The sequence below is a fragment of the Methylobacterium sp. J-001 genome, from assembly GCF_022829565.1.
Lineage (GTDB): Bacteria > Pseudomonadota > Alphaproteobacteria > Rhizobiales > Beijerinckiaceae > Methylobacterium.
This window is the reverse complement of the sequence record NZ_JAKSYN010000196.1, coordinates 85,265-103,511: the sequence shown is the minus strand read 5'-3', so window position 1 is coordinate 103,511 and position 18,247 is coordinate 85,265. Positions and strand designations below refer to the sequence as shown.

The 18,247-nt window shown below is 70.4% G+C and carries 21 protein-coding genes; 10 read left to right on the top strand and 11 right to left on the bottom strand.

The genetic code is table 11. The features are described 5' to 3' along the window. Window positions 1-4 precede the first annotated feature (4 nt). Window positions 5-466 (bottom strand): iron-sulfur cluster assembly scaffold protein, encoded by a 462-nt coding sequence (locus MKK65_RS23510; RefSeq protein WP_058191601.1) that lies wholly within the window; start codon window positions 464-466, stop codon window positions 5-7. A gap of 249 nt (window positions 467-715) precedes the next feature. On the opposite strand from MKK65_RS23510, the gene folE reads away from it, so the two are divergent. From folE to MKK65_RS23490, 4 genes are all read left to right on the top strand, one after another. Continuing rightward, entirely contained in the window at window positions 716-1,552 is an 837-nt protein-coding gene (gene folE, locus MKK65_RS23505) for a GTP cyclohydrolase I FolE (RefSeq protein WP_058191546.1), read from the top strand. Window positions 1,553-1,659: 107 nt separating this feature from the next. Next, window positions 1,660-2,082, top strand: coding sequence for a phosphoribosyl-AMP cyclohydrolase (gene hisI / locus MKK65_RS23500; RefSeq protein ID WP_058191547.1), 423 nt, complete (start codon window positions 1,660-1,662; stop codon window positions 2,080-2,082). Beyond that, window positions 2,079-3,062 carry a patatin-like phospholipase family protein gene (locus MKK65_RS23495; protein ID WP_243960418.1) on the top strand — a complete coding sequence of 328 codons (984 nt, stop codon included), beginning with the start codon at window positions 2,079-2,081 and terminating at the stop codon, window positions 3,060-3,062. Before hisI ends, MKK65_RS23495 begins: the two co-directional genes overlap by 4 nt. 151 nt (window positions 3,063-3,213) lie before the next feature. Beyond that, complete coding sequence (locus tag MKK65_RS23490; RefSeq protein ID WP_243960417.1) at window positions 3,214-4,785, top strand: alkaline phosphatase D family protein; 1,572 nt, start codon at window positions 3,214-3,216, stop codon at window positions 4,783-4,785. Window positions 4,786-4,810: 25 nt separating this feature from the next. Here MKK65_RS23490 and MKK65_RS23485 read toward each other — a convergent pair whose 3' ends face one another. Beyond that, complete coding sequence (locus tag MKK65_RS23485; RefSeq protein WP_058191549.1) at window positions 4,811-5,242, bottom strand: CBS domain-containing protein; 432 nt, start codon at window positions 5,240-5,242, stop codon at window positions 4,811-4,813. Between the two features lie 129 nt (window positions 5,243-5,371). After that, window positions 5,372-6,193, bottom strand: coding sequence for a rhomboid family intramembrane serine protease (locus MKK65_RS23480; protein ID WP_243960416.1), 822 nt, complete (start codon window positions 6,191-6,193; stop codon window positions 5,372-5,374). Between the two features lie 306 nt (window positions 6,194-6,499). Between MKK65_RS23480 and MKK65_RS23475 the strand changes: the two genes are divergently transcribed. Continuing rightward, a complete protein-coding gene (locus MKK65_RS23475) occupies window positions 6,500-7,099 on the top strand; it encodes a PAS domain-containing protein (RefSeq protein WP_243960415.1) in 600 nt (199 codons plus the stop codon). A gap of 229 nt (window positions 7,100-7,328) precedes the next feature. Continuing rightward, complete coding sequence (locus MKK65_RS23470; RefSeq protein ID WP_243960414.1) at window positions 7,329-7,967, top strand: PilZ domain-containing protein; 639 nt, start codon at window positions 7,329-7,331, stop codon at window positions 7,965-7,967. Between the two features lie 18 nt (window positions 7,968-7,985). Here the strand turns inward: MKK65_RS23470 and MKK65_RS23465 are convergent, their stop codons facing one another. From MKK65_RS23465 to MKK65_RS23455, 3 genes are all read right to left on the bottom strand, one after another. Beyond that, the gene (locus MKK65_RS23465; protein WP_243960413.1) at window positions 7,986-8,567 is read right to left on the bottom strand and encodes an SCO family protein; all 582 of its coding nucleotides are present in this window, start codon (window positions 8,565-8,567) and stop codon (window positions 7,986-7,988) included. Window positions 8,568-8,664: 97 nt separating this feature from the next. Beyond that, complete coding sequence (locus MKK65_RS23460; RefSeq protein ID WP_243960412.1) at window positions 8,665-9,168, bottom strand: PRC-barrel domain-containing protein; 504 nt, start codon at window positions 9,166-9,168, stop codon at window positions 8,665-8,667. An 82-nt stretch (window positions 9,169-9,250) separates the two neighbouring features. Beyond that, window positions 9,251-10,228, bottom strand: coding sequence for a LysR family transcriptional regulator (locus tag MKK65_RS23455; RefSeq protein ID WP_243960411.1), 978 nt, complete (start codon window positions 10,226-10,228; stop codon window positions 9,251-9,253). 177 nt (window positions 10,229-10,405) lie between these two features. On the opposite strand from MKK65_RS23455, the gene MKK65_RS23450 reads away from it, so the two are divergent. After that, window positions 10,406-11,032: a LysE family transporter gene (locus MKK65_RS23450; protein WP_243960410.1), complete on the top strand. Its 627-nt coding sequence runs from the start codon at window positions 10,406-10,408 to the stop codon at window positions 11,030-11,032. A 60-nt stretch (window positions 11,033-11,092) separates the two neighbouring features. Then, the gene (locus MKK65_RS23445; protein WP_058191557.1) at window positions 11,093-11,572 is read left to right on the top strand and encodes a tRNA (cytidine(34)-2'-O)-methyltransferase; all 480 of its coding nucleotides are present in this window, start codon (window positions 11,093-11,095) and stop codon (window positions 11,570-11,572) included. A gap of 106 nt (window positions 11,573-11,678) precedes the next feature. On the opposite strand, the gene MKK65_RS23440 is transcribed toward MKK65_RS23445, so the two are convergent. Next, window positions 11,679-11,948: a hypothetical protein gene (locus MKK65_RS23440; protein WP_243960409.1), complete on the bottom strand. Its 270-nt coding sequence runs from the start codon at window positions 11,946-11,948 to the stop codon at window positions 11,679-11,681. 167 nt (window positions 11,949-12,115) lie between these two features. Between MKK65_RS23440 and MKK65_RS23435 the strand changes: the two genes are divergently transcribed. Next, complete coding sequence (locus MKK65_RS23435; RefSeq protein WP_058191603.1) at window positions 12,116-12,343, top strand: hypothetical protein; 228 nt, start codon at window positions 12,116-12,118, stop codon at window positions 12,341-12,343. A gap of 8 nt (window positions 12,344-12,351) precedes the next feature. Further along, the gene (locus MKK65_RS23430) at window positions 12,352-12,708 is read left to right on the top strand and encodes a hypothetical protein (RefSeq protein ID WP_243960408.1); all 357 of its coding nucleotides are present in this window, start codon (window positions 12,352-12,354) and stop codon (window positions 12,706-12,708) included. On the opposite strand, the gene MKK65_RS23425 is transcribed toward MKK65_RS23430, so the two are convergent. The 4 genes from MKK65_RS23425 to MKK65_RS23410 all read right to left on the bottom strand — a co-directional run bounded on the left by MKK65_RS23425 (window position 12,680) and on the right by MKK65_RS23410 (window position 18,235). Then, window positions 12,680-13,843 (bottom strand): GNAT family N-acetyltransferase, encoded by a 1,164-nt coding sequence (locus tag MKK65_RS23425; RefSeq protein WP_243960407.1) that lies wholly within the window; start codon window positions 13,841-13,843, stop codon window positions 12,680-12,682. The genes MKK65_RS23430 and MKK65_RS23425 overlap by 29 nt on opposite strands. Window positions 13,844-13,853: 10 nt before the next feature. Continuing rightward, complete coding sequence (locus tag MKK65_RS23420; protein ID WP_243960406.1) at window positions 13,854-15,269, bottom strand: lipopolysaccharide biosynthesis protein; 1,416 nt, start codon at window positions 15,267-15,269, stop codon at window positions 13,854-13,856. Between the two features lie 172 nt (window positions 15,270-15,441). Beyond that, the gene (gpmI, locus tag MKK65_RS23415) at window positions 15,442-16,941 is read right to left on the bottom strand and encodes a 2,3-bisphosphoglycerate-independent phosphoglycerate mutase (protein WP_243960465.1); all 1,500 of its coding nucleotides are present in this window, start codon (window positions 16,939-16,941) and stop codon (window positions 15,442-15,444) included. 214 nt (window positions 16,942-17,155) lie between these two features. Continuing rightward, window positions 17,156-18,235 (bottom strand): glycosyltransferase family 2 protein, encoded by a 1,080-nt coding sequence (locus MKK65_RS23410; RefSeq protein ID WP_243960405.1) that lies wholly within the window; start codon window positions 18,233-18,235, stop codon window positions 17,156-17,158. Between the last annotated feature and the right edge of the window lie 12 nt (window positions 18,236-18,247).

The following is an 18,247-nucleotide window of genomic DNA, read 5'->3' as shown; positions in this document are numbered from 1 at the left end:
GTCCCTACGCGGCAGCCGTCTTGGCAGGGACTTGGCGCTTGGCCGCGATCTGGTCGAGGGCATCGACCACCGCGTCGAAGGTCAGCAGCGTCGAGGCGTGGCGCGCCTTGAACTCCCGCACCGGCTCCAGGACCGCGAGATCCGCCCAGGCCCCGTCGGGGGTCGGGCCGTTGGCCTTGAGCATCGCCCGCATGGTCTCCCGGACGCTGCGCAATTCATCCTCGGTGGCGCCGACCACGTGCCGGCCCATCAGCGACGAGGAGGCCTGACCCAGGGCGCAGGCCCGGACCTCCTGGGCGAAATCGGCCACACGGCCATCCGCGCCGAGCACCAGGTCGACGGTCACGGTGGAGCCGCACAGGCGCGAATGCGCGGTGGCGCTGGCGTCGGGCTGCTCCAGGCGTCCCAGCCGCGGGATGTCGGCGGCCAGTTCAAGGATACGGCGGTTATAGATGTCGTCGAGCATCGGGGCCTCGGCCGGGTGCGTCATCCGATCGGCTTTTGCCCATCGGGATTCTGCCGCGCGACGTGTGCATTGCGTGTTGCCGCGCGAACAATGATATAGGCCGCAAGCGGTCGCTTCGCGAGGAGGCGGTTCGTCGACCAGGGTCGCGCCCACGGCCAAGGTAGTTCCCACGGCTCAAGTCCAACCGGGGCGCCGGCTCGAACCTGCTTCGAGCCCGGGATCTCCCTCTCAGCCCGACGCGATCCGACGATGTATGCCAAGCCTGATAGCACCACGATGAAGTCCCGTGTGGCGCGGGCCGGAGATGCCATGGATGCCGCGCTTAAATCATTGTCCTACCGGGGCGAGGGCAACGGTCTGGACCGTGGCGGCGTCGATGGGCGAGATCTGGGACAGAGTCTGACGGGCATGCGCAACGATAACCGACCGGTCGATGACGGCCGCCCCGCAGCGGTCGAGATTGCGCCGGAGCCCGCCTCCGCCACCCGCGTGCCCGAGGGCATCGAGACCGGCCGTCCCAGCCGCGCCGAGGCCGAGGCCGCCGTGCGCACGCTCCTGCGCTGGGCCGGCGACGATCCGACCCGCGAGGGCCTGCGCGACACCCCGGCCCGGGTTACCAAGGCGTTCGGACAGCTGTTCGGCGGCTACGAGATGGACGCCGAGGCCCTGCTGGCGCGCGTCTTCGAGGAGGTCGAAGGCTATTCGGATATCGTGTTGGTGCGCGACATCCCGTTCTACTCCCATTGCGAGCACCACATGGTGCCGTTCATGGGGCTCGCCCACATCGCCTATTATCCGACCCGCGGCGTCGTCGGGCTGTCGAAGCTCGCCCGCGTGGTCGACACCTTCGCGCGCCGCCTGCAGACGCAGGAGACGATGACCGCCCAGATCGCCGACGTGATCGAGAGCATCCTCAAGCCCCGCGGCGTCGCCGTGATGGTGGAGGCCGAGCATCTCTGCATGGCGATGCGCGGCGTGCAGAAGGCCGGCGTCTCGACCATCACCAGCCAGTTCCGCGGCGTGTTCAAGGACGACGCCAGCGAGCAGGTGCGCTTCCTCACCTTGGTGCGCGGCGGCACGAAGTAACTGCAGGCCGGATGGCCCGATCAGGCCGCGACCGTCACGCGGCTTTCATCGATGAGCCTACACCCCATAGCCTCGACTCAAGCTTCACCGGACTAGCGTTTGCCGCCATGACCGCAAGCGACACTGCGTTTGATCCCCCCGGCACCCGGGCCGAAGTCGAGGAAGGCACGGGCTTCACCCCGCGCTTCGACCGGGACGGCCTGGTCGCCTGCATCGCGGTCGACGCCCAGGACGGGCGGGTGCTGATGCTCGCCCACATGAATGCCGAATCGCTGGCGCGGACCATCGCCACCGGGGAGGCCTGGTACTGGTCGCGGTCCCGGCAGGAACTCTGGCACAAGGGCGCGACCAGCGGGCAGATCCAGCGCGTGGTCGAGATGCGGGTCGATTGCGACCAGGACGCGCTCCTGATTCGCGTGGAGGTCGGCGGCGACGGCGGCTGCTGCCACACGGGCCGCCGGGCTTGCTTCTACCGCCGCGTCGTCCGCGGGGCGGATGGCGCCGTCACCCTGGAGGCTGCCGGGGCATGAGCTCGTCCCTTGCCTTGCAGTGGCAAGCGTGTCCGGCCATCCCGTACATCCTCCCCGGCACCGTCGAGCCGATCCGGACCCTTCCCAACGCCGGTCCCCGGATCGGGCTGGCCCTCGGCGGCGGGTCGGCCCGGGGCTGGGCCCATATCGGGGTGATCCGCGCCCTCGAGGAAGGCGGCATCCATCCCACCGTGGTGGCGGGTTGCTCGATCGGAGCCGTGGTCGGCGCCTGCTACGCTGCGGGGCGCCTAGACCGCCTGGAGAGCTTCGCGCGGGAACTCACCCGGCGCCGGGTGGTCCGGCTGATCGATCCGCGCTTTCCCGGATCCGGGCTGATCGCCGGCAACCGCCTGCGTCGGCGGCTGTTCGCCGATCTCGGCTCGCGCCCGATCGAGAGCCTGCCGATCCGCTTCGGCTGCGTCGCTACCGAGTTCGGCAGCGGCCTGGAGGTGAGCCTGACCCAAGGCTCGACCGTGGAGGCCGTGCGGGCCTCCTACGCGATCCCGGGCCTGTTTCCGCCGGTGACCCACGAGGGCCGCGTGCTGATGGACGGGACCCTGGTCAACCCGGTGCCGGTGGCGCTTGCCCGCACGCTCGGGGCCGACCTCGTGATCTGCGTCAACCTCAACGGCGATACCGGCGGCCCGGTGGTGCACGAGGTGCCGACGCCGGCCCCGCGCCGCCGCTTCCTCCAGGTGATCCGCGAGCGCCTGCCGGGCTTCGAGCCCCAGGAGCCCGAGATCCCGGTCCCGGGCATCGCCCGGGTGGTGCTCGGCGCCTTCAACATCACCCAGGACCGGATCTCCCGGGCGCGGCTGGAGCGCGACCCGCCGGACGTGGCCATCGGCCCGGACGTGGCCCGCTTCGGACTGTTCGACTTCCACAAGGCCGCCGAGGGGATCGATATCGGCTACCGGGCGGCGCGGGCGGCCCTGCCCCGGATCCGCGCCGTCGTGAACGGCGCCGCCGCGCGGGCCTAGATTCGGGGTTCGACGCGCTCGCTTGCGCCGAACCGGTATCCCCGTCGGCGGCGCGCGCCCTCGACGTCCTGTCGATCGGCGGCGCGCCAGGATCGTCATGCGGTTGTCGCCGCCGGTTGCGATGGGCCCTCATCGACCTAGAGGGCTTCCAATGTATACGAGCCGCCGTCAGATCCTCCTGTCCGGAGGCGCGAGCCTCGTCGGGATGGCCACCGGCCTGGCCCGTCCCGGCCTGAGCCGGGCCGCCGACCGGCCACTCCTGAGCCACGGCCTCCAGTCCGGCGATGTCGGCACGGATTCGGCCGTGGTCTGGGCGCGCTCGGACCGGCCGGCCCGGGCGATCATCGAGTGGGCGACCACCGAGAGCTTCGCCGAGATCCGCGGCGGCGTCTTCGCGGACGCGCTGCCCGAGAGCGACGGCACCGTGAAGGTGGCGCTGACCGGGCTGCCGCCGGGGCAGGACGTGTTCTACCGGGTCCGGCTCCAGGATGTCGCCGCACCGACCATCGTCGGCCCCGCGCAGGTCGGCCGGTTCCGTACCGCGCCGGCGGACAAACGCTCGGTCTCGTTCTGCTGGTCGGGGGACACGGTCGGCCAGGGCTGGGGCATCGACGAGACGCGCGGCGGCATGACGATCTACTCGGCCATCCTCAAGAACCGGCCGGACTTCTTCATCCATTCCGGCGACACGATCTACGCCGACGGGCCGATCCAGGCCGAGGTGAAACTCCCGGACGGCAGCCTCTGGCGCAACCGCGTCACCGAGGAGGTCTCGAAGCCCGCCGAGACGCTCGCCGAGTTCCGCGGGCGCCACAAGTACAACCTCACCGACCGGAACGTGCTGGCGATGAACGCCGCCGTGCCGATCCTGGCCCAGTGGGACGACCACGAGGTCACCAACAACTGGTGGCCGGGCGAGCCGCTCACCCGGGCCGAGCACCTGAAGAAGAAATACGCCGACCCGAACGTGCTTTCGATGCAGCTGCGCGCGGCCCGCGCCTTCCACGAATACATGCCGATGCGCTTCGAGCCGGCCGAGCCCGGCCGGGTCTACCGCAAGATCGCCTACGGCCCCCTGGTCGACGTGTTCATGCTCGACATGCGCTCCTACCGGGGCCCGAACGGCGAGAATCGGCAGACGGAATACGGCCCCGACGCCTATTTCCTCGGGCCGCAGCAGATCGCCTGGCTGAAGCGGGCGCTCACCGAATCGCGCGCGACCTGGAAGGTGATCGCCGCCGACATGCCGCTCGGCCTCGTGGTGACCTACGACGTCGACCGCGATTTCGGCTCGGAGGCAGTGGCGCAGGGCGACGGGCCGCCGCTCGGGCGCGAGCTCGAGATCGGCGACCTGCTGCGCTTCATCAAGCAGTCCAAGATCCGCAACACGGTCTGGCTGACCGCGGACGTGCATTACACGGCCGCCCACTACTACGACCCCAACAAGGCGCAGTTCCAGGATTTCGACCCGTTCTGGGAGTTCGTCTCCGGGCCGCTGCACGCCGGCACCTTCGGCCCCAACGCGCTGGACAACACGTTCGGCCCGCAGTTGCGCTACGTGAAGGCGCCCGAGAAGGGCCAGGTGAACCTGTCCCCGGCCGCCGGCTACCAGTTCTTCGGCCACGTCGCGGTGGACGGCGCCACCGAGCAGATGACCGTGACCCTCAAGGACGCGGCCGATACCGACCTCTGGCACGTCACCCTCGACCCCGCGAAGGCGTGAGGGCGACGCCCGGCCGTCGCAGGGCCTACGCCATGGTGATGTAATCGCGCAGGGCTTGGTGCTCGGCCACCACGGTGGCGATGCGGCGTGCCACCACGTCGCCGATCGAGACCAGGCCGATGAGGCGGCCGTCCTCGCAGACCGGGACGTGACGGAAGCGCCCTTCGGTCATCAGGCCCATCACCTCCTCGATGGTGCTGCTCCGGCCGCAGGTCGTGACCTGGGTGGTCATGTGGTCCGAGACGGGGGCGTCGAAGGTCGCGCCCCCGTGACGGGCCAGGGCCCGCATGATGTCGCGCTCCGAGATGATGCCGGCCACCGCCCCGTTGGAATGGGCGACCACGAGCGCGCCGATCCGCTTCTCGGCCAGGATCTGGATCACCTCCTCGAGAGTCTTGTCGGGGCTCACGGTGACGACGGAGCTCCCCTTCTCGGCGAGGATGCGTGCGACGGTCATGGCTCTCTCCCTGTGACGCGGCCTGGGCGCCGTCAGCCGCGGCGCCATCGATACGCTGTCGTCCGGGTTGGCCCCGGCTCGTTCACATGTTGGTGAGTGTGTGACCGAACCGCCGCGTTGGCAAGGTGCTTAGGAGGGGGCCGTCTCGCGCCGATCGAGCAGCGGGAACAGCAGGAAGCCCGCGATGAAGCCGCCCAGATGCGCGTCCCACGCGATCGCGGCGTTCTCGCCCACGAGCGGCACGCTCACGAGCCCGAACAGCAGGTTGGTGACGAGCCAGATCGCCAGGAAGGCCACCGCGGTCCGATTGTGCAGGAGTTCGGGAATCGTCTCGGCCGGCCGGTGCGGCGGCAGTTGCCAGGCCGGTCCGGCATACCCGGAGGCAGGCGGCTGGAACACGAAGCGGGCAGCCGCCGCCATCAGGGCCGAGATCCCCGCAGAGGCGCCGACCAGCGGCCCCGCACTGAGGGGATCGATCAGCACGTGCAGCACGCCGCCGGCCACCGTTCCGGCGAGGGCGATCAGGAAGTACCGCCAGGCGCCACAGCGCCGGGCCACCGGCGACCCGAAGGCGGCCAGCCAGACGCTGTTGAAGATCACGTGCATCCAGGAGCCGTGCAGCAGGGCGTAGGTGCCCAGCGTCCAAGGCAGCAGCGCATGCTCGGAGGTGATGTAGCGGGCGAAGGCCTCGCGGGCCGCCTCCATGTCCGGATCGCCGATTCCGGCCGCCGCCTGGATCACATCGGCGGCCTTCCCGGGATCGAACCACACGGTCCAGCGGGCGGGCACCAGCGCCAGGTCGAGGACGACCCGGATGTCGAACATGTCCGATAGCAGGAACTCACGCACCGCCTGGATCGCCATCAGCAATCCGATCGAGAGCGTCACCACCCCCGGCATGTTGAACACGGGCACGCGGCTCTGGCGCGGGAATTCAGGGGAGGCGTCCATCCCGGCACCATGTCGGGGCGACAGGGGTTCGGGCAAGTCCCGGCGACGTATTGAAGCCTTTTCGGGCGATGTTTGGGTTTCATCGCGGCATTGAGGGCGGTCGACCATCGCCTTGATCACCGCCCCCGTAGGACCCGCTCCAGGCCCCCCGGCATCGCGCCGCGTTCGATCCCGGCAGAATCCTGAGCCGGGCGGCACGGCGAATGCGCTGGAAGCCCGAGATCGCCCTGGATCTCCGGCTCGTTCCACGCGGATGTGCCAAACCGATCCAGGGACGGACAACAGGCGTATCGATCCGGGACTCCGATGAAACATCCCACGAGCCGCATGCTCCATGCCTATTGGGAGCGCCTGCGCGGTGAGCGCGCCGCGCCCGAGCGTGCCGAGATCGAGCCGGGCGAGATCCGGCATCTGCTGGCCGACAGCCTGATCCTGGAACTCGACATGGCCACGCGCGCAGCCACGATCCGACTGGCCGGTACGCGGGTCTGCGCCCTCTACGGCCGGGAGCTGAAGGGCACGGACTTCGCCAGCCTATGGGGCTCGGACGCGCCCGACCCTTGGCGCATCGTCGACATCGTCGCCAGCGACACCCTCGGCGTGGTGGCGGGCCTGCGCGGCGTGAACACGGCCGGCGAGGCTGTGGACCTCGAGCTGCTGCTCCTGCCCCTGCGCCATCGCGGGCGCATGCAGGTCCGGGCTCTCGGGACCCTGAGCCTCGACAGCACGCCGCACTGGATCGGCCTGCGCCCGCTGGTTCAGGCGGAGACCACCTCCCTGCGCATCCTGCCCGGCCGCAGGATGGAGGCCGCTCCGCCGGCGCGACCGGCACTGCGGGGTCCGGCCGGCTTCCCTGGCCCGGTGCGCCGGGGACATCTTCTCGTCCATGCCGGCGGGCGCGCCTGATACCGTGAGACAAAATCTGAATTCGATATATTCAACATCAATTTTTCGGCGAGATATCGAATGCGTTCGGCGCAAATAGGGGCCTGTACAGGCCAAGCCGAATCGTACCACCGCGCAGGACAGAAAAATCCACCCTGCAGTGGATATTGCTGAATCGGAGAAAAGACTTTCGTAACAGTCCGCGTCTAGCCTGCGATAACGATTGTCGCGGCGCGGAGCCCATCTCGGTATGATCGCGGTCGACGCCACCGCCGGAACGGATGCGGGCCGCCACGTCAGCCGCGGGCGCGACGCCGCCGACCAGCGCCGCCACCAGCGCGTGCGGGTCTCCGTGCTCGGCCGCTACATGCTGGCCAACCGCCGGGAATATCCCTGCCAGACCGTGGACATGTCGCCGGGCGGCGTCCGGCTGACCTGCGCCGTGGTGGGCGAGATCGGCGAGCGCGTGGTGCTCTACCTGGAGCATATCGGCCGGATCGAAGGCGTCATCGTGCGCCACAGTGCCGGCGGCTTCGCGGTCCAGCTCAACGCGACGCCCCGCAAGCGGGATAAGATCGCGTCCCAGCTCACCTGGCTCGCCAACCGGGAGATACTGGGCCTGCCCGAGGGGCGCTCCCACGAGCGCCTTGTCCCGACGCATACGGCAGTGACGCTGCGGGTCGAGAGCGGGCGGGAGATCCAGGCCCGGCTCATCGATATCTCGATGTCGGGCGTGGCGATCGCCAGTTCGGCGACGCTGCATCTCGGGGCGTCCGTGACGGTGGGCAGCACCCCTGGACGGCTGGTCCGCTACTTCGATGGCGGTTTCGGCGTGCAGTTCCTGCTCCCGCTCTCCCCCGACCGCTTCCATGCCGGGATGACGCTGTAGGGTTTTCCTGGGACCAGCTCAGATCTTCTTCGCCAGCTGGGCCGCGGTCTCCTCAGCCGGACGGGACAGGTCCAGGGCGCCCAGAAAGCGGTTCTGCGCGTCCATCACGTAGACGATCGCCGTGTGCTCCATAGTGTAATCCCCGTCCTTGCCGGGCACCTTACGCGCATAGGCGCGGTACGCCTTCTCGGTGGCGACGATCTGCTCGGGGCTTCCGGTGAGGCCGGTGATGCGCGGATCGAAGCTCGACAGGTAGGTCTTCAGACTCGCCGGGTCATCGCGCTCGGGATCCACGGTGACGAAGGCAACGCGCATGCGCGCAGCCTTCGGCCCGAGGGCGGCGAGCACGTCCGAGACCTGCTGCAGCGTCGTCGGGCACACGTCCGGGCAATGGGTGAAGCCGAAGAACACGAGGTGCGGGGCGCCGGCGAAATCCCGCTCGGTGACGGTGCGCCCGTTCTGATCGACCAGCGTGAACGGGCCGCCGACCCCGGGCACGCCCACCGGCGCCCGGTCCGGCATGAACGCGAACACCGCTGCCCCAGTCAGGCCGACGAGGCCGAGGCAGAAGGCGAGGAGCGGGATCAGGGCGCGGCGCATGCTGTCGGTTCCGACCACGGTATGGCCGTTGGAACAGCACGGAACCGCGCGGGGAGGCAAGCCGGCGCTATGCCGCCGGCCTGCCCATAGTCGGCGATCAGGGCTTGGCGGCGGGCTCTCCGGCGGGCGGGGCGGCCGTGGCGCCCTTCGGCGGCTCCTTGCCGAGATAGATGTATTCCGGTGCCGCCTTGAGCTGATCCTTGGTCGTGTCGATACGCGCCTGGAGCGTCTTGTCGTCGGTCCGGTCGAGCTTCATCACCGACGGGTCAACCGCCACGTATTTCGAGCCGATCCCCAGGAAGCCGCCGACACCGATGATCCAGGCCTTCACGCTGCCCTTCTGGTCGAGGACGAAATCGGCGATCTGACCGATCGTGTCGTTGGCGGCGTTGGTGACGTTGGCGCCGATCAGCTTGCTGGCGACCATGTCGTCCGGGGTCTGAGCCACGAAGGTCGGGCGCAGGTTGTCGGCCATGGTGGCGGGCTGACCGGCGACCGGCGCGGCGGGCGCACCGGCATTCGGCGTCGGGCTGGCCGTCTGCGCCCCGGCGGTTGCGAGTCCGGCCAGCAGGAGGGCCGAGGCGAGGAGCGGGATGCGCATCGGGTCAGGACTTTCGGACGAAGGGCCGCGTACGAGGGTGCGCCGCCTTAAACCTTTGGCGCAGCGTAAGTTCCGCCGATCCTCATCGCGCCCCGTGGATTGCCCGCCCCTTTGCCGGCTGAGCGACCGCGGCCCCGGACGCGCCGAGTGACGGCAGCGCAGCCGTGAGGGTCGCGTTCATACGCGCGGAGAGCCAGTCCACGAAGCGGCTCGCCCGCGCGTCATCCTCGATCGGATGGGCCGTGAGGGCGACGTACTGGGTCCCGTCGGGCCAGAAGCCGTGCGGACTGCACAGGCGCCCGGCCGACACATCCCGCTCGACCATGTGGATCGATGCCAGGGCGACGCCCTGCCCGGCCAGGGCCGCCTCGATCGCCAGGTAGAAATGCTCGTAGGTCCTGTCCGCCGTGCAGGCGATCGCCGGGCGGTTCAGGCGCTTCCAGGCCGCCCAGGAATCGGGCCGGCTGCGGGTGTGGAGCGCCGGAAGCGGGAATCGGCGCATCTCCGCCTCGAACCGGGCGAGCACCTCCGGGGCGCAGACCGGCCCCATCGCCTCGTCGCAGATCACTCGGGCATGGAGCGCGCCGTCGATCGAAAAATCGTTCCGGCGGATGGCGAGGTCGACATGGTCCCGCCGGACATCGATGCGCCCGCCGGCCGCCAGCACCCGGACCTCGATCCCGGTTTCCTGCTGGAACGCGCCGAGGCTCGGGATCAGGAATTTCAGGCACAGGGTCGGCTCGCAGGAGACGACCAGCGGCTGCCCGGATCCCTCAGTGCGGAAATCGGCGAGCGCGTCTTCCAGATCGCCGAAGATGCCCCGGAGCCTGGCGGCCAGCGCGCGGCCCGGCTCCGTCAGGAACACCCCCCGGTTGCGGCGCACGAACAGCGCCGCGCCGAGATCCGCCTCGAGGTTCTTGATCTGCTTGCTGACGGCGCCGTGGGTGACGTGAAGCTCCTCCGCGGCCCGGGTCAGGCTCCCGTGCCGGGCTGCCGATTCGAAGACCCGCAATGCGCCGAGTTGCGGCAGGCGTTCGCGCATGGGGTCCGGGGCGCTCATCCGGTGAGTTTTCCTCACGCATCCCGGTGAGAGCAACTCGATTTTTTCGCCCGTCCGCCTGTGCTTCCATGCGCTGGGCCGCGGCATACCGAGGCCTCATACCGACATCAGCGACACCGCGGCCCGGTGCGTCGGCGACGACGCGCGGCCGGGTTCGCAAGCCTTGAGGAATCCGCCATGGAGCAGGCCGCTCTGATCGTTCCCGTCGTCTGGCTGGCCGTGCTGAGCCCCGGCGCCGACTTCGCCATGGTGTCGCGCAACAGCTGCCTCTACGGCCGGCAGGCGGGCTTCGCGGTCAGCACCGGGATCGCGATCGCATGCTGGTTCCACGTCGCCTACGCGATCGTCGGGATCGCGCTGATCGAGCGCACGATTCCCCACGCCTTCGGCCTCATCAGGATCCTGGGCGCCGCGTATCTCATCGGCATAGGCGTCTCGATGGTGTTGCGCCGCCGGTTGGCCGAGCCGGAGGCGGCCGGACCGCCCGCAGCCTTCAGCGCGCGCGGCGTCGTCACCGGCCTGCTCACCAACGGGCTCAATCCCAAGACCTCGGTCTTCGTGATCAGCCTCTACAGCCAGGCGCTGGGTCCGGACGCCGCATTGCAGCAGCAGGTCGCCTGGGGCCTGTTCATCTCCCTGTCCCACCTCGCGTGGTTCGCCCTCGTCTCGTCGTATCTCTCGAAGCCGGGCGTGCGCGACTACGTCCTGCGCCGCCAGATCCTGTTCAACCGCGTGATCGGCCTCATCCTGACGCTGTTCGGGACGATGCTCCTGTCCATCAACCAGCTGGCTGGCCTGCCGTAGCCCGGATCGGGAGCGCGGCGCTTTGACGGCGCGGCGCCGGCCCATCACAAGCCTGGCCCCATGCTCCGCCTCGTCCTCTACCAACCCGACATTCCCCAGAACACCGGCACGATGCTGCGGATGGCCGCCTGCCTCGGGCTCGCGGTCGAGATCGTGGAGCCGGCGGGCTTCGACGTCTCGGACCGGCACCTGCGCCGCTCGGGGCTCGATTATCTCGACCACGTGGCGATCACCCGGCACCGCTCGTTTTCGGCCTTCGAGGCGTGGCGGGCCGAGGCCGGCCTGCGGCTCGTGCTCGCCACCACGACGGGCGCCCTGCCCCATACGGATTTCGTGTTCGGTCCGGACGATTGCGTTATGGTCGGGCGCGAATCGGCCGGCGTGCCCGATGTGGTCCACGCGGCAGCCGATGCGCGGGTGGTTGTGCCGATCCGGCCGGGCCTGCGTTCGCTCAACGTCGCGGTCGCGGCCGCGATGATCGCCGGCGAGGCCCTGCGGCAGACCGGTGGGTTCGCATCGGATGGCGGCCAGCCCGCTTAAGCGGGGGCCGATCTCCAGGGGAACGCGCGCCCTTCGCGTGCGCCTTCTTCGACGGAGGCGGGGCGGACAAGTGCCCGCCCTCGCAACGGCTGGATCTCGACCGCCCCTATTTCGCAGACGCGCCCTGCACGATGCCGATCGCGGAGGTCGTCGATGGGTCGCCGTTCCCCGCCAAGCCCATCGTGCTGCCGCCGTTGGCCGCAGCGTGCGGCTCGGCGCCCGAGGCAGCTTGAGCCTCCTCTTCCGCCAGCCGCCGACGCTCCTCGGCGTAGCCCCACGCGATGGCCATGTCGACGAGGCGGCGGGTCAGCCGGAAGGCCAGCCAGAACAGGACGAGGCAGACGGCAGTCGCGGCGGCAGCCTTCAGCGGGTCCACGGGACTCCTCGAACAATCTCCCCTATGTCAGGGGCGTCCCTCTTAGAGCCGCCCGCGATCGCGTTGCAATTGGACTTGGTTCCAAGGTCGTCTCTTGAGACGGGTTCAGCCCGCGCCGAACCGGGATCCTTCCGGCAGCGGGCATTCGTGAGATCAGGCAGGTGCCGTTGCGCGAGACCTTCCATATCGAAGTCCTCGGTCCCGAGGCGGACGAGGTCCAGACGCGGATCTCGGTGCGCGTCGGCAGCCTGGAGACCGCCCAGGAGCGGGCCTTGCGCCTGTTCGCCCGCGCCCGGGTCCCCCAGCGCTCCGGCGAGCCGGCCCAGGCCGTGCGGGTGATCGACGGGGCCGGCCGCGAGGTGTTCTTCCGCAGCCGCTTCGACGCAGCCGATTGAGCCCGCCGATGCGCGCCGCCCTGATCTTGCCCGGAATCGTCCTGCTGACCTGCGGGCTGTTCCTGCGCAGCTACACCCTGGCGCCGGCCCCGGACCGGCGCGGCGGCACGACGCTTCAGCTGACTTGGCCGAACCGTCCGGTGTTCGGAAGCCCACGGGCCGATTGCCTCGGCACGCCCGCGGACGAGCCGGTCGTCGCCTGCCTGATCGCCTCGGTCGGACGGGCGCGGAGCGAGGGCCTTGCAGTGATCCAGCTCCCGTTCTGCGCGACCTGCTACGCCCTGTCCGAGCGAATCGGGCGCCTCGGGCGTGACGAGGCGGCGACGCAGGCGCGCCTCACGCAGATCGCCCGCCTCGGCTGGTGAGGCGTGCCCGCGCCACGCGCTCGCGGGCACGCTCCAGGGTCCGGGCCACCGGAAACAGCGGGTCGCGGTCGGCCTCGACCAACAGGTGAGCGATCGGCCGCCGTTCCGTCCAGAAGGTGGAGCCGAGGGCGAAATCCGGCGGGGCGCAGGAGTCGATCCGGTCGATCCGGTCGATGCCCTCCCTGGCCAGCACCGCTTCGGTCAGGCGGTGGACGAGTTGCACCCCGGGGGCGGCCTCCGAGTCGGCCTCGTCGTGGGCGATCTTGAGCACCCAGGCCTCGGCGCTGGTGATCGGCAGGATCGCGGAGGCCAGGATTCGGCCCTCCCGACGCAGCCGCGCCACGCGCACGCGCCCCTCGGATCCGAGATCGGCCAGCACGGCCCGCAGGAACGCGACCTCGTCGGGCCGCTGCCCCAGGCCAGTGCCGGCGCGGCCCTTCCAGCCCGCCGCCTCCAGGGCGACGTGGTCGTCGAGGGCGCCGTCGAGCGCCGCCGGCGCATCCAGGATTTCGAGGGCGACCGGACCCGTAGCTTCCAGGCGCTGGCGGGCAAGGCGCAGCTTGCGTCGCCGCTTGCCGGAGAGATGGTCGAGATAGGTTTTCCGCGCCTGCATCGACCGGCCGGTCAGATCGAGCAATCCGCGTTCATGGGGCCAGTAAGCCGCCTGCCGCGCCCCGCGGGTGGCCAGCAGGTCGGCCCAAGGGCCATCCGCGGGTGCGTTCGGCAGGAACAGCCGCGGCGGCAGCCCGAGCGCCCGCGGCGCGGCGAGGAGGCTACTGAGCGCAGCCTCCGGGTCAGCGGCGGCGAGCAGCGGGGCGCCGAACGGACAATAGCCGTGGGTCCAGCCCATCAGCACCGGCAGCGGCACGCCCCAGCGCCGCCAGGACGCCCGGAACGGCCAGGCGGCCAGGAACCGCGCGCCCCGCGCCTCGGGGGGCCGGTCTGCGACGATCAGGAGGCGTACGCCCGCACCGAAGACTCTTGCGGCCGCGAGCGCGTAGCCGGCCTCGTAGAACGGGTTGCGGATATGCGTGTCCCCACCGAGGGCCCGCCAGGCCGGGATCCAGGGAGCGTCCGGATCGAGGGGACGGACAGAAACCACCAGGCCGCCGGCGAGGATCGCGGTGTCCCGCATGGCGCGCCCGTCAGACCGCGAGCCGGTGGCGGATCGCCCCGGCGAAACCGAGCACGTCGTAACGCCACGCGGTCGCCCCGGCCACAGTGAGGAGCAGGACCAATCGCAGGGCCTGGCCGGGCGGCATCAGGCCCCCCGGCACCAGGCCGACCCCGGCCATCACCGTGCCGCAGACCAGGGCGGCGCCGGCGATGCCTGCCATGTCAGCGAGCGGCAGCGGCATCGTGGTGCCGGTCCGGTAGGCGCCGAGCACCAGCACCAGGCAGGCCGCCGCCTGCCCGCCCGCGAAGGCCAAGGCCGCCCCGGCGGCGCCGAGCGTCGGGATCAGCAGCAGTGAGAGCGCCGCCACCGCCGCCAGGGTGGCGAGGGCGGCCCCCGCCTCCAGCCGGCTGGTGCGGGTGAAGTAGATCACCTGGCCGAAATAATAGGCCCGGAACATCATCAGGATGCTGGCCAGGATCAGCACCGGAGCGAGCGCGCGCGCCTCCGCCCGGTAATCCGGCCCGAGCAGCACCGCGACGACGAGGTCGTCGAAACACAGGAAGAACACCGCCCCGAAGGCGGCGATCAGGGTCATGGCCCGGGCGGCGTCGCTGAGCACCCCGGAGGCGGCCGCGATGCCGCCCACCCGCGCCTCGCGCTTGGCAATGGAGATCAGCGACAGGGCGATCGCCTCGCCGAACACGATGAAGCTCTGCTTCAGAAAGTCGGCCAGCGCCCCGTAGGCGCCCAGCCCCGCGGGTCCCACGGTCTTGGCGATGATCAGCCGGTCGAGGCTCTGGGCCAGGGCCGCCGTCCCGAAGGACAGCACCAGCGGCCAGCCATAGGCGAACAGCCGCAGGGCCTCGGCCCGGCTGCCGCGGCCGGGCATCATCGGGGCGATGGTGATCGCGGCCGGCAGCGCGGCGAGCGCGTTGGCGGCGGCCACGGCAAAAGCGAGGTGCAGGGGATCGGTCGACAGGTGCAGCGCCAGGCTGCCCAGCCCGAGGATCAGCACCGCCCGGCTCATCACCGAGGCCGCCACCGCCCCGGCCTTGAGGCGCGTGCGGGCGATCTCGGTGGAGCCCTCGAACAGGGTCGTGCCGAAGGCGAGCGCCAGGATCGCCGCCGCCATAGGGCCCGAAACCAGCCCGAGCCCGGCCGCGAGCGCGCTGCCGAGGCCGGCGAGCAGCAGCGTGCCGCCCAGGATCCGCACCACGGTGCCGACCTGCGCCGGCTCGCGGGCCTCGTCGTAGAGGGCGAAGAACGCGAATTTCGGCCACTGGCAGGTGGCCCCGTAGAGCACCAGCGCCCAGGACAGGACGTACAGGTATATGCCGTAGCTCTCCACCGGCGCGAGCCGGGTGAACACCGCCACGGAGGCCATGTTCAGGGCGGCGGCGAAGCCGCGCGAGCCGACATAGATCAGGCTGTGCCGGGCAATCATGTCCTACGCATCATGCGCCATATCGGTCGCCGCTTCGGCGATAACCCTTATGCGGGCGCAAGCGTTAGAGCATCGTCTCTTTCCGAATGCCCGAAGCCACCTTTCGGGACGATGCTTTCAGACGACGTTGCTTCGATCCCGCATCCGGACAGGCGCCGTGTCGTGGCCCCCCTCAGCGCCTGATCAGCGACTTGCCGGTCATCTCGGCCGGCTGGTCGAGGCTCATCAGGTCGAGGAGGGTCGGCGCGACGTCGGCCAGCCGGCCGTCGGAGAGCGTCACGCCCTCGACGCCGACCAGCGTCACCGGCACCGGGTTGAGGGTGTGGGCGGTGTGCGGCTCACCGGTCTCCGGGTCGCGCATCATCTCGCAATTGCCGTGGTCGGCGGTGACGAGGAGCGCCCCGCCACTCGCCGTGATCGCGTCGACCACCCGGCCGAGGCAGGCATCGACCGTCTCCACCGCCTTCACGGCGGCGGCGAGGCTGCCGGTATGGCCGACCATGTCGGGGTTGGCGAAATTCAGGAGGATCATGTCGTAGCGCCCGGAGCCGATCGCCTCCACGGCCCGGTCGGTCAACTCCGCGGCCGACATCTCCGGCTGCAGGTCGTAGGTCGCCACCTTCGGCGACGGCACCAGGATCGCGTCCTGGCCCTCGAACGGCGCCTCGCGGCCGCCGTTCATGAAGTAGGTGACGTGGGGGTATTTCTCGGTCTCGGCCATGCGCAGCTGGGTGCGCCCGGCCCGGGCCACGGTCTCGCCGAGGCCGTTCGGCAGATCGAGGGGCTCGAACAGGGTGTCGGCGAAGGCATCGATCTCGACGCTGTACTGGACGATCCCGAGGGCGGCGGCGAACCGGACCGTCCGCGCGCGGGGAAAGCCCGCGAAGGCCGGGTCGAGCAGCGCTTCGAGGATCTGCCGGGTCCGGTCGGCGCGGAAATTGAAGCTCAGCACACCGTCGCCGTCCTTCATGCCGGCATAGTCGCCGATGATGGCCGGCCGCAGGAACTCGTCCGACAGGTCGACCACGTAGGAAGCGGCGATCGCCTCCATGGCGCTCGCAAACCGGGCGCCGCGCGCCGCAATCATCGCGTCGTAGGCGATCAATACCCGCTCCCAGCGCCGGTCGCGGTCCATCGCATAATAGCGGCCGCACAGGGTGGCGATGCGCGCGCCCTCCGGGAGGGCGGCCTCGACGGTCTCGAAGCAGCTGGCGGCGGAACGCGGCGGCATGTCCCGCCCGTCCGTGAAGGCGTGGAGGCGGACCGGCACGCCGGCCTCGACCATCACCCGGGCCAGCGCCACCGCGTGGTCCTGGTGGGCGTGGACGCCCCCGGGCGACAGCAGGCCGACAAGGTGGCAGGTCCCGCCGCTCGCCCGCAGCGCGGCGATGAACCGGACGAGCGCCGGGCTGGTGGCGAGCGATCCGTCCGCGACGGCGGCATCGATCCGCGGCAGGTCCTGCATGACCACCCGGCCGGCGCCGATATTGAGGTGCCCGACCTCGGAATTGCCCATCTGCCCCTCGGGCAGGCCGACATCGGCCCCGAAGGTCATCAGGCGCGCCCGGGGCCGCTCCCGCATCAGGGCGTCGAAGACGGGGGTGCGCGCCTGATGGACGGCGTTGTCGGCGACCGAATCCCGCAATCCCCAGCCGTCGAGGATCACGAGCATCACGGGGCGCGGGGTCCTGTCGGGCACGGTCACAACACTCCAAAGCCGTCACGGCACGGTGCGGGTTCCGGGCCCCACGGGCTCCGGAAAGATGCGCGTGTCGATAATCGGCTTGGCCGCGCGAGACCACAGCCCTGGATAGGAATTGGCGACGGATACGGAACGGCGTCCGGCTTCTGACACAGGATTCGCAGGATCCGAGCGCGGAACCCCGTCAGTTGACGCTCGCCGGGTCCGATCCGGGCGCGACACCCAGCAGGGGTGGTTTCCGGCGCAGCACAGTCCGCAGCAGGGTCCGGCGATAGCCTCGGTGCGACAGGAAGCCGACCGCCCAGGCCAGGTGCATGGTGATCGCCGCCAAGCCGCTCATGGCCAGACTCGGCTCCCGCGCCTTCAGCGCCAGAGCGAGGCCGCTCAGTCCGCAGCCGCCCGCATAGACCGCCAGCAGGACCAGCATCATCGGCGCGACCGTGGCGAGCGCCAGGGCACTGATTCCATAGAGCAGGACCAGGGGCGGCAGCATCTGGCGCAGCCGCGGCAGGCTGGCATGCTTCTCGAGGGTCCGGGCACAGCCGCGACCATACTGGAAGTATTGTTGCGTCAGGCTGAGCAGGGTCGCGCGGGGGTAGTAGGTCACGGCGAGATCGGCTGCGAGATAGATCCTGCCGCCGGCCGCGCAGAACCGGCGGTCGAGCTCGGCATCCTCGTTGTGGGAAAAGCTCTCGTCGTAACCGCCAACCCGCAGGAACTCGCGCCGGTCGAAGATGGCGTGGTGGCCGTGGGTGACGTAGCCCGAGATCCCGCCCAGGCGGTGCGCCGACCCGCCATTGCCGAGCCGGCTATTCTGGGCAGCCGCGATGGCCCTCTGCAGCGGCGTCACCCCGATGGTCCGCAGGGGCACGACCACCGAGACCGCCTCCCGCAGGCGGATCGTCTGCACCAAGTCCCGAACCCAGTTTTCGGGATAGGCGGCGTGGCAGTCGGCGCGCACGAGATAGGTCGCGCCCGGATGCGCCAGACGCGCCGCGAGGTTGAGGGCCGAGGCCTGGATGCGGCGGGGGTTGTGGATCAGCTGGATCCGGGGATCCTCGACGCTCATCGCCCGGACGATGGCGCAGGTCGCATCGCTGCTGCCGCCGTCCATCACCAGCAATTCGCACGCGAGCGTGTCCGAGGCCGGCAGCACCGAGCGGATCGCCTCCGCGATGTGCCGGGCCTCGTTCAAGGCCGGCATGGCGATCGTCACGAGCGGGATGCCCGCGCCGTCCGAGCCATCGACCGAAGCGTCCTGCATGGCGGTGCTCCT

What these genes read in the sequence shown, in the direction of transcription:
- MKK65_RS23425 (WP_243960407.1), bottom strand. Translation starts at nt 13,843, where the DNA reads ATGCGGGACACCGCGATCCTCGCCGGCGGCCTGGTGGTTTCTGTCCGT.
- MKK65_RS23510 (WP_058191601.1), bottom strand. Translation starts at nt 466, where the DNA reads ATGCTCGACGACATCTATAACCGCCGTATCCTTGAACTGGCCGCCGAC.
- MKK65_RS23420 (WP_243960406.1), bottom strand. Translation starts at nt 15,269, where the DNA reads ATGATTGCCCGGCACAGCCTGATCTATGTCGGCTCGCGCGGCTTCGCC.
- MKK65_RS23450 (WP_243960410.1), top strand. Translation starts at nt 10,406, where the DNA reads ATGGAGCAGGCCGCTCTGATCGTTCCCGTCGTCTGGCTGGCCGTGCTG.
- MKK65_RS23465 (WP_243960413.1), bottom strand. Translation starts at nt 8,567, where the DNA reads ATGCGCCGCGCCCTGATCCCGCTCCTCGCCTTCTGCCTCGGCCTCGTC.
- MKK65_RS23485 (WP_058191549.1), bottom strand. Translation starts at nt 5,242, where the DNA reads ATGACCGTCGCACGCATCCTCGCCGAGAAGGGGAGCTCCGTCGTCACC.
- MKK65_RS23475 (WP_243960415.1), top strand. Translation starts at nt 6,500, where the DNA reads ATGAAACATCCCACGAGCCGCATGCTCCATGCCTATTGGGAGCGCCTG.
- folE (WP_058191546.1), top strand. Translation starts at nt 716, where the DNA reads ATGTATGCCAAGCCTGATAGCACCACGATGAAGTCCCGTGTGGCGCGG.
- MKK65_RS23430 (WP_243960408.1), top strand. Translation starts at nt 12,352, where the DNA reads ATGCGCGCCGCCCTGATCTTGCCCGGAATCGTCCTGCTGACCTGCGGG.
- MKK65_RS23480 (WP_243960416.1), bottom strand. Translation starts at nt 6,193, where the DNA reads ATGGACGCCTCCCCTGAATTCCCGCGCCAGAGCCGCGTGCCCGTGTTC.
- MKK65_RS23495 (WP_243960418.1), top strand. Translation starts at nt 2,079, where the DNA reads ATGAGCTCGTCCCTTGCCTTGCAGTGGCAAGCGTGTCCGGCCATCCCG.
- hisI (WP_058191547.1), top strand. Translation starts at nt 1,660, where the DNA reads ATGACCGCAAGCGACACTGCGTTTGATCCCCCCGGCACCCGGGCCGAA.
- MKK65_RS23470 (WP_243960414.1), top strand. Translation starts at nt 7,329, where the DNA reads ATGATCGCGGTCGACGCCACCGCCGGAACGGATGCGGGCCGCCACGTC.
- MKK65_RS23455 (WP_243960411.1), bottom strand. Translation starts at nt 10,228, where the DNA reads ATGAGCGCCCCGGACCCCATGCGCGAACGCCTGCCGCAACTCGGCGCA.
- MKK65_RS23410 (WP_243960405.1), bottom strand. Translation starts at nt 18,235, where the DNA reads ATGCAGGACGCTTCGGTCGATGGCTCGGACGGCGCGGGCATCCCGCTC.
- MKK65_RS23460 (WP_243960412.1), bottom strand. Translation starts at nt 9,168, where the DNA reads ATGCGCATCCCGCTCCTCGCCTCGGCCCTCCTGCTGGCCGGACTCGCA.
- MKK65_RS23490 (WP_243960417.1), top strand. Translation starts at nt 3,214, where the DNA reads ATGTATACGAGCCGCCGTCAGATCCTCCTGTCCGGAGGCGCGAGCCTC.
- gpmI (WP_243960465.1), bottom strand. Translation starts at nt 16,941, where the DNA reads ATGCTCGTGATCCTCGACGGCTGGGGATTGCGGGATTCGGTCGCCGAC.
- MKK65_RS23445 (WP_058191557.1), top strand. Translation starts at nt 11,093, where the DNA reads ATGCTCCGCCTCGTCCTCTACCAACCCGACATTCCCCAGAACACCGGC.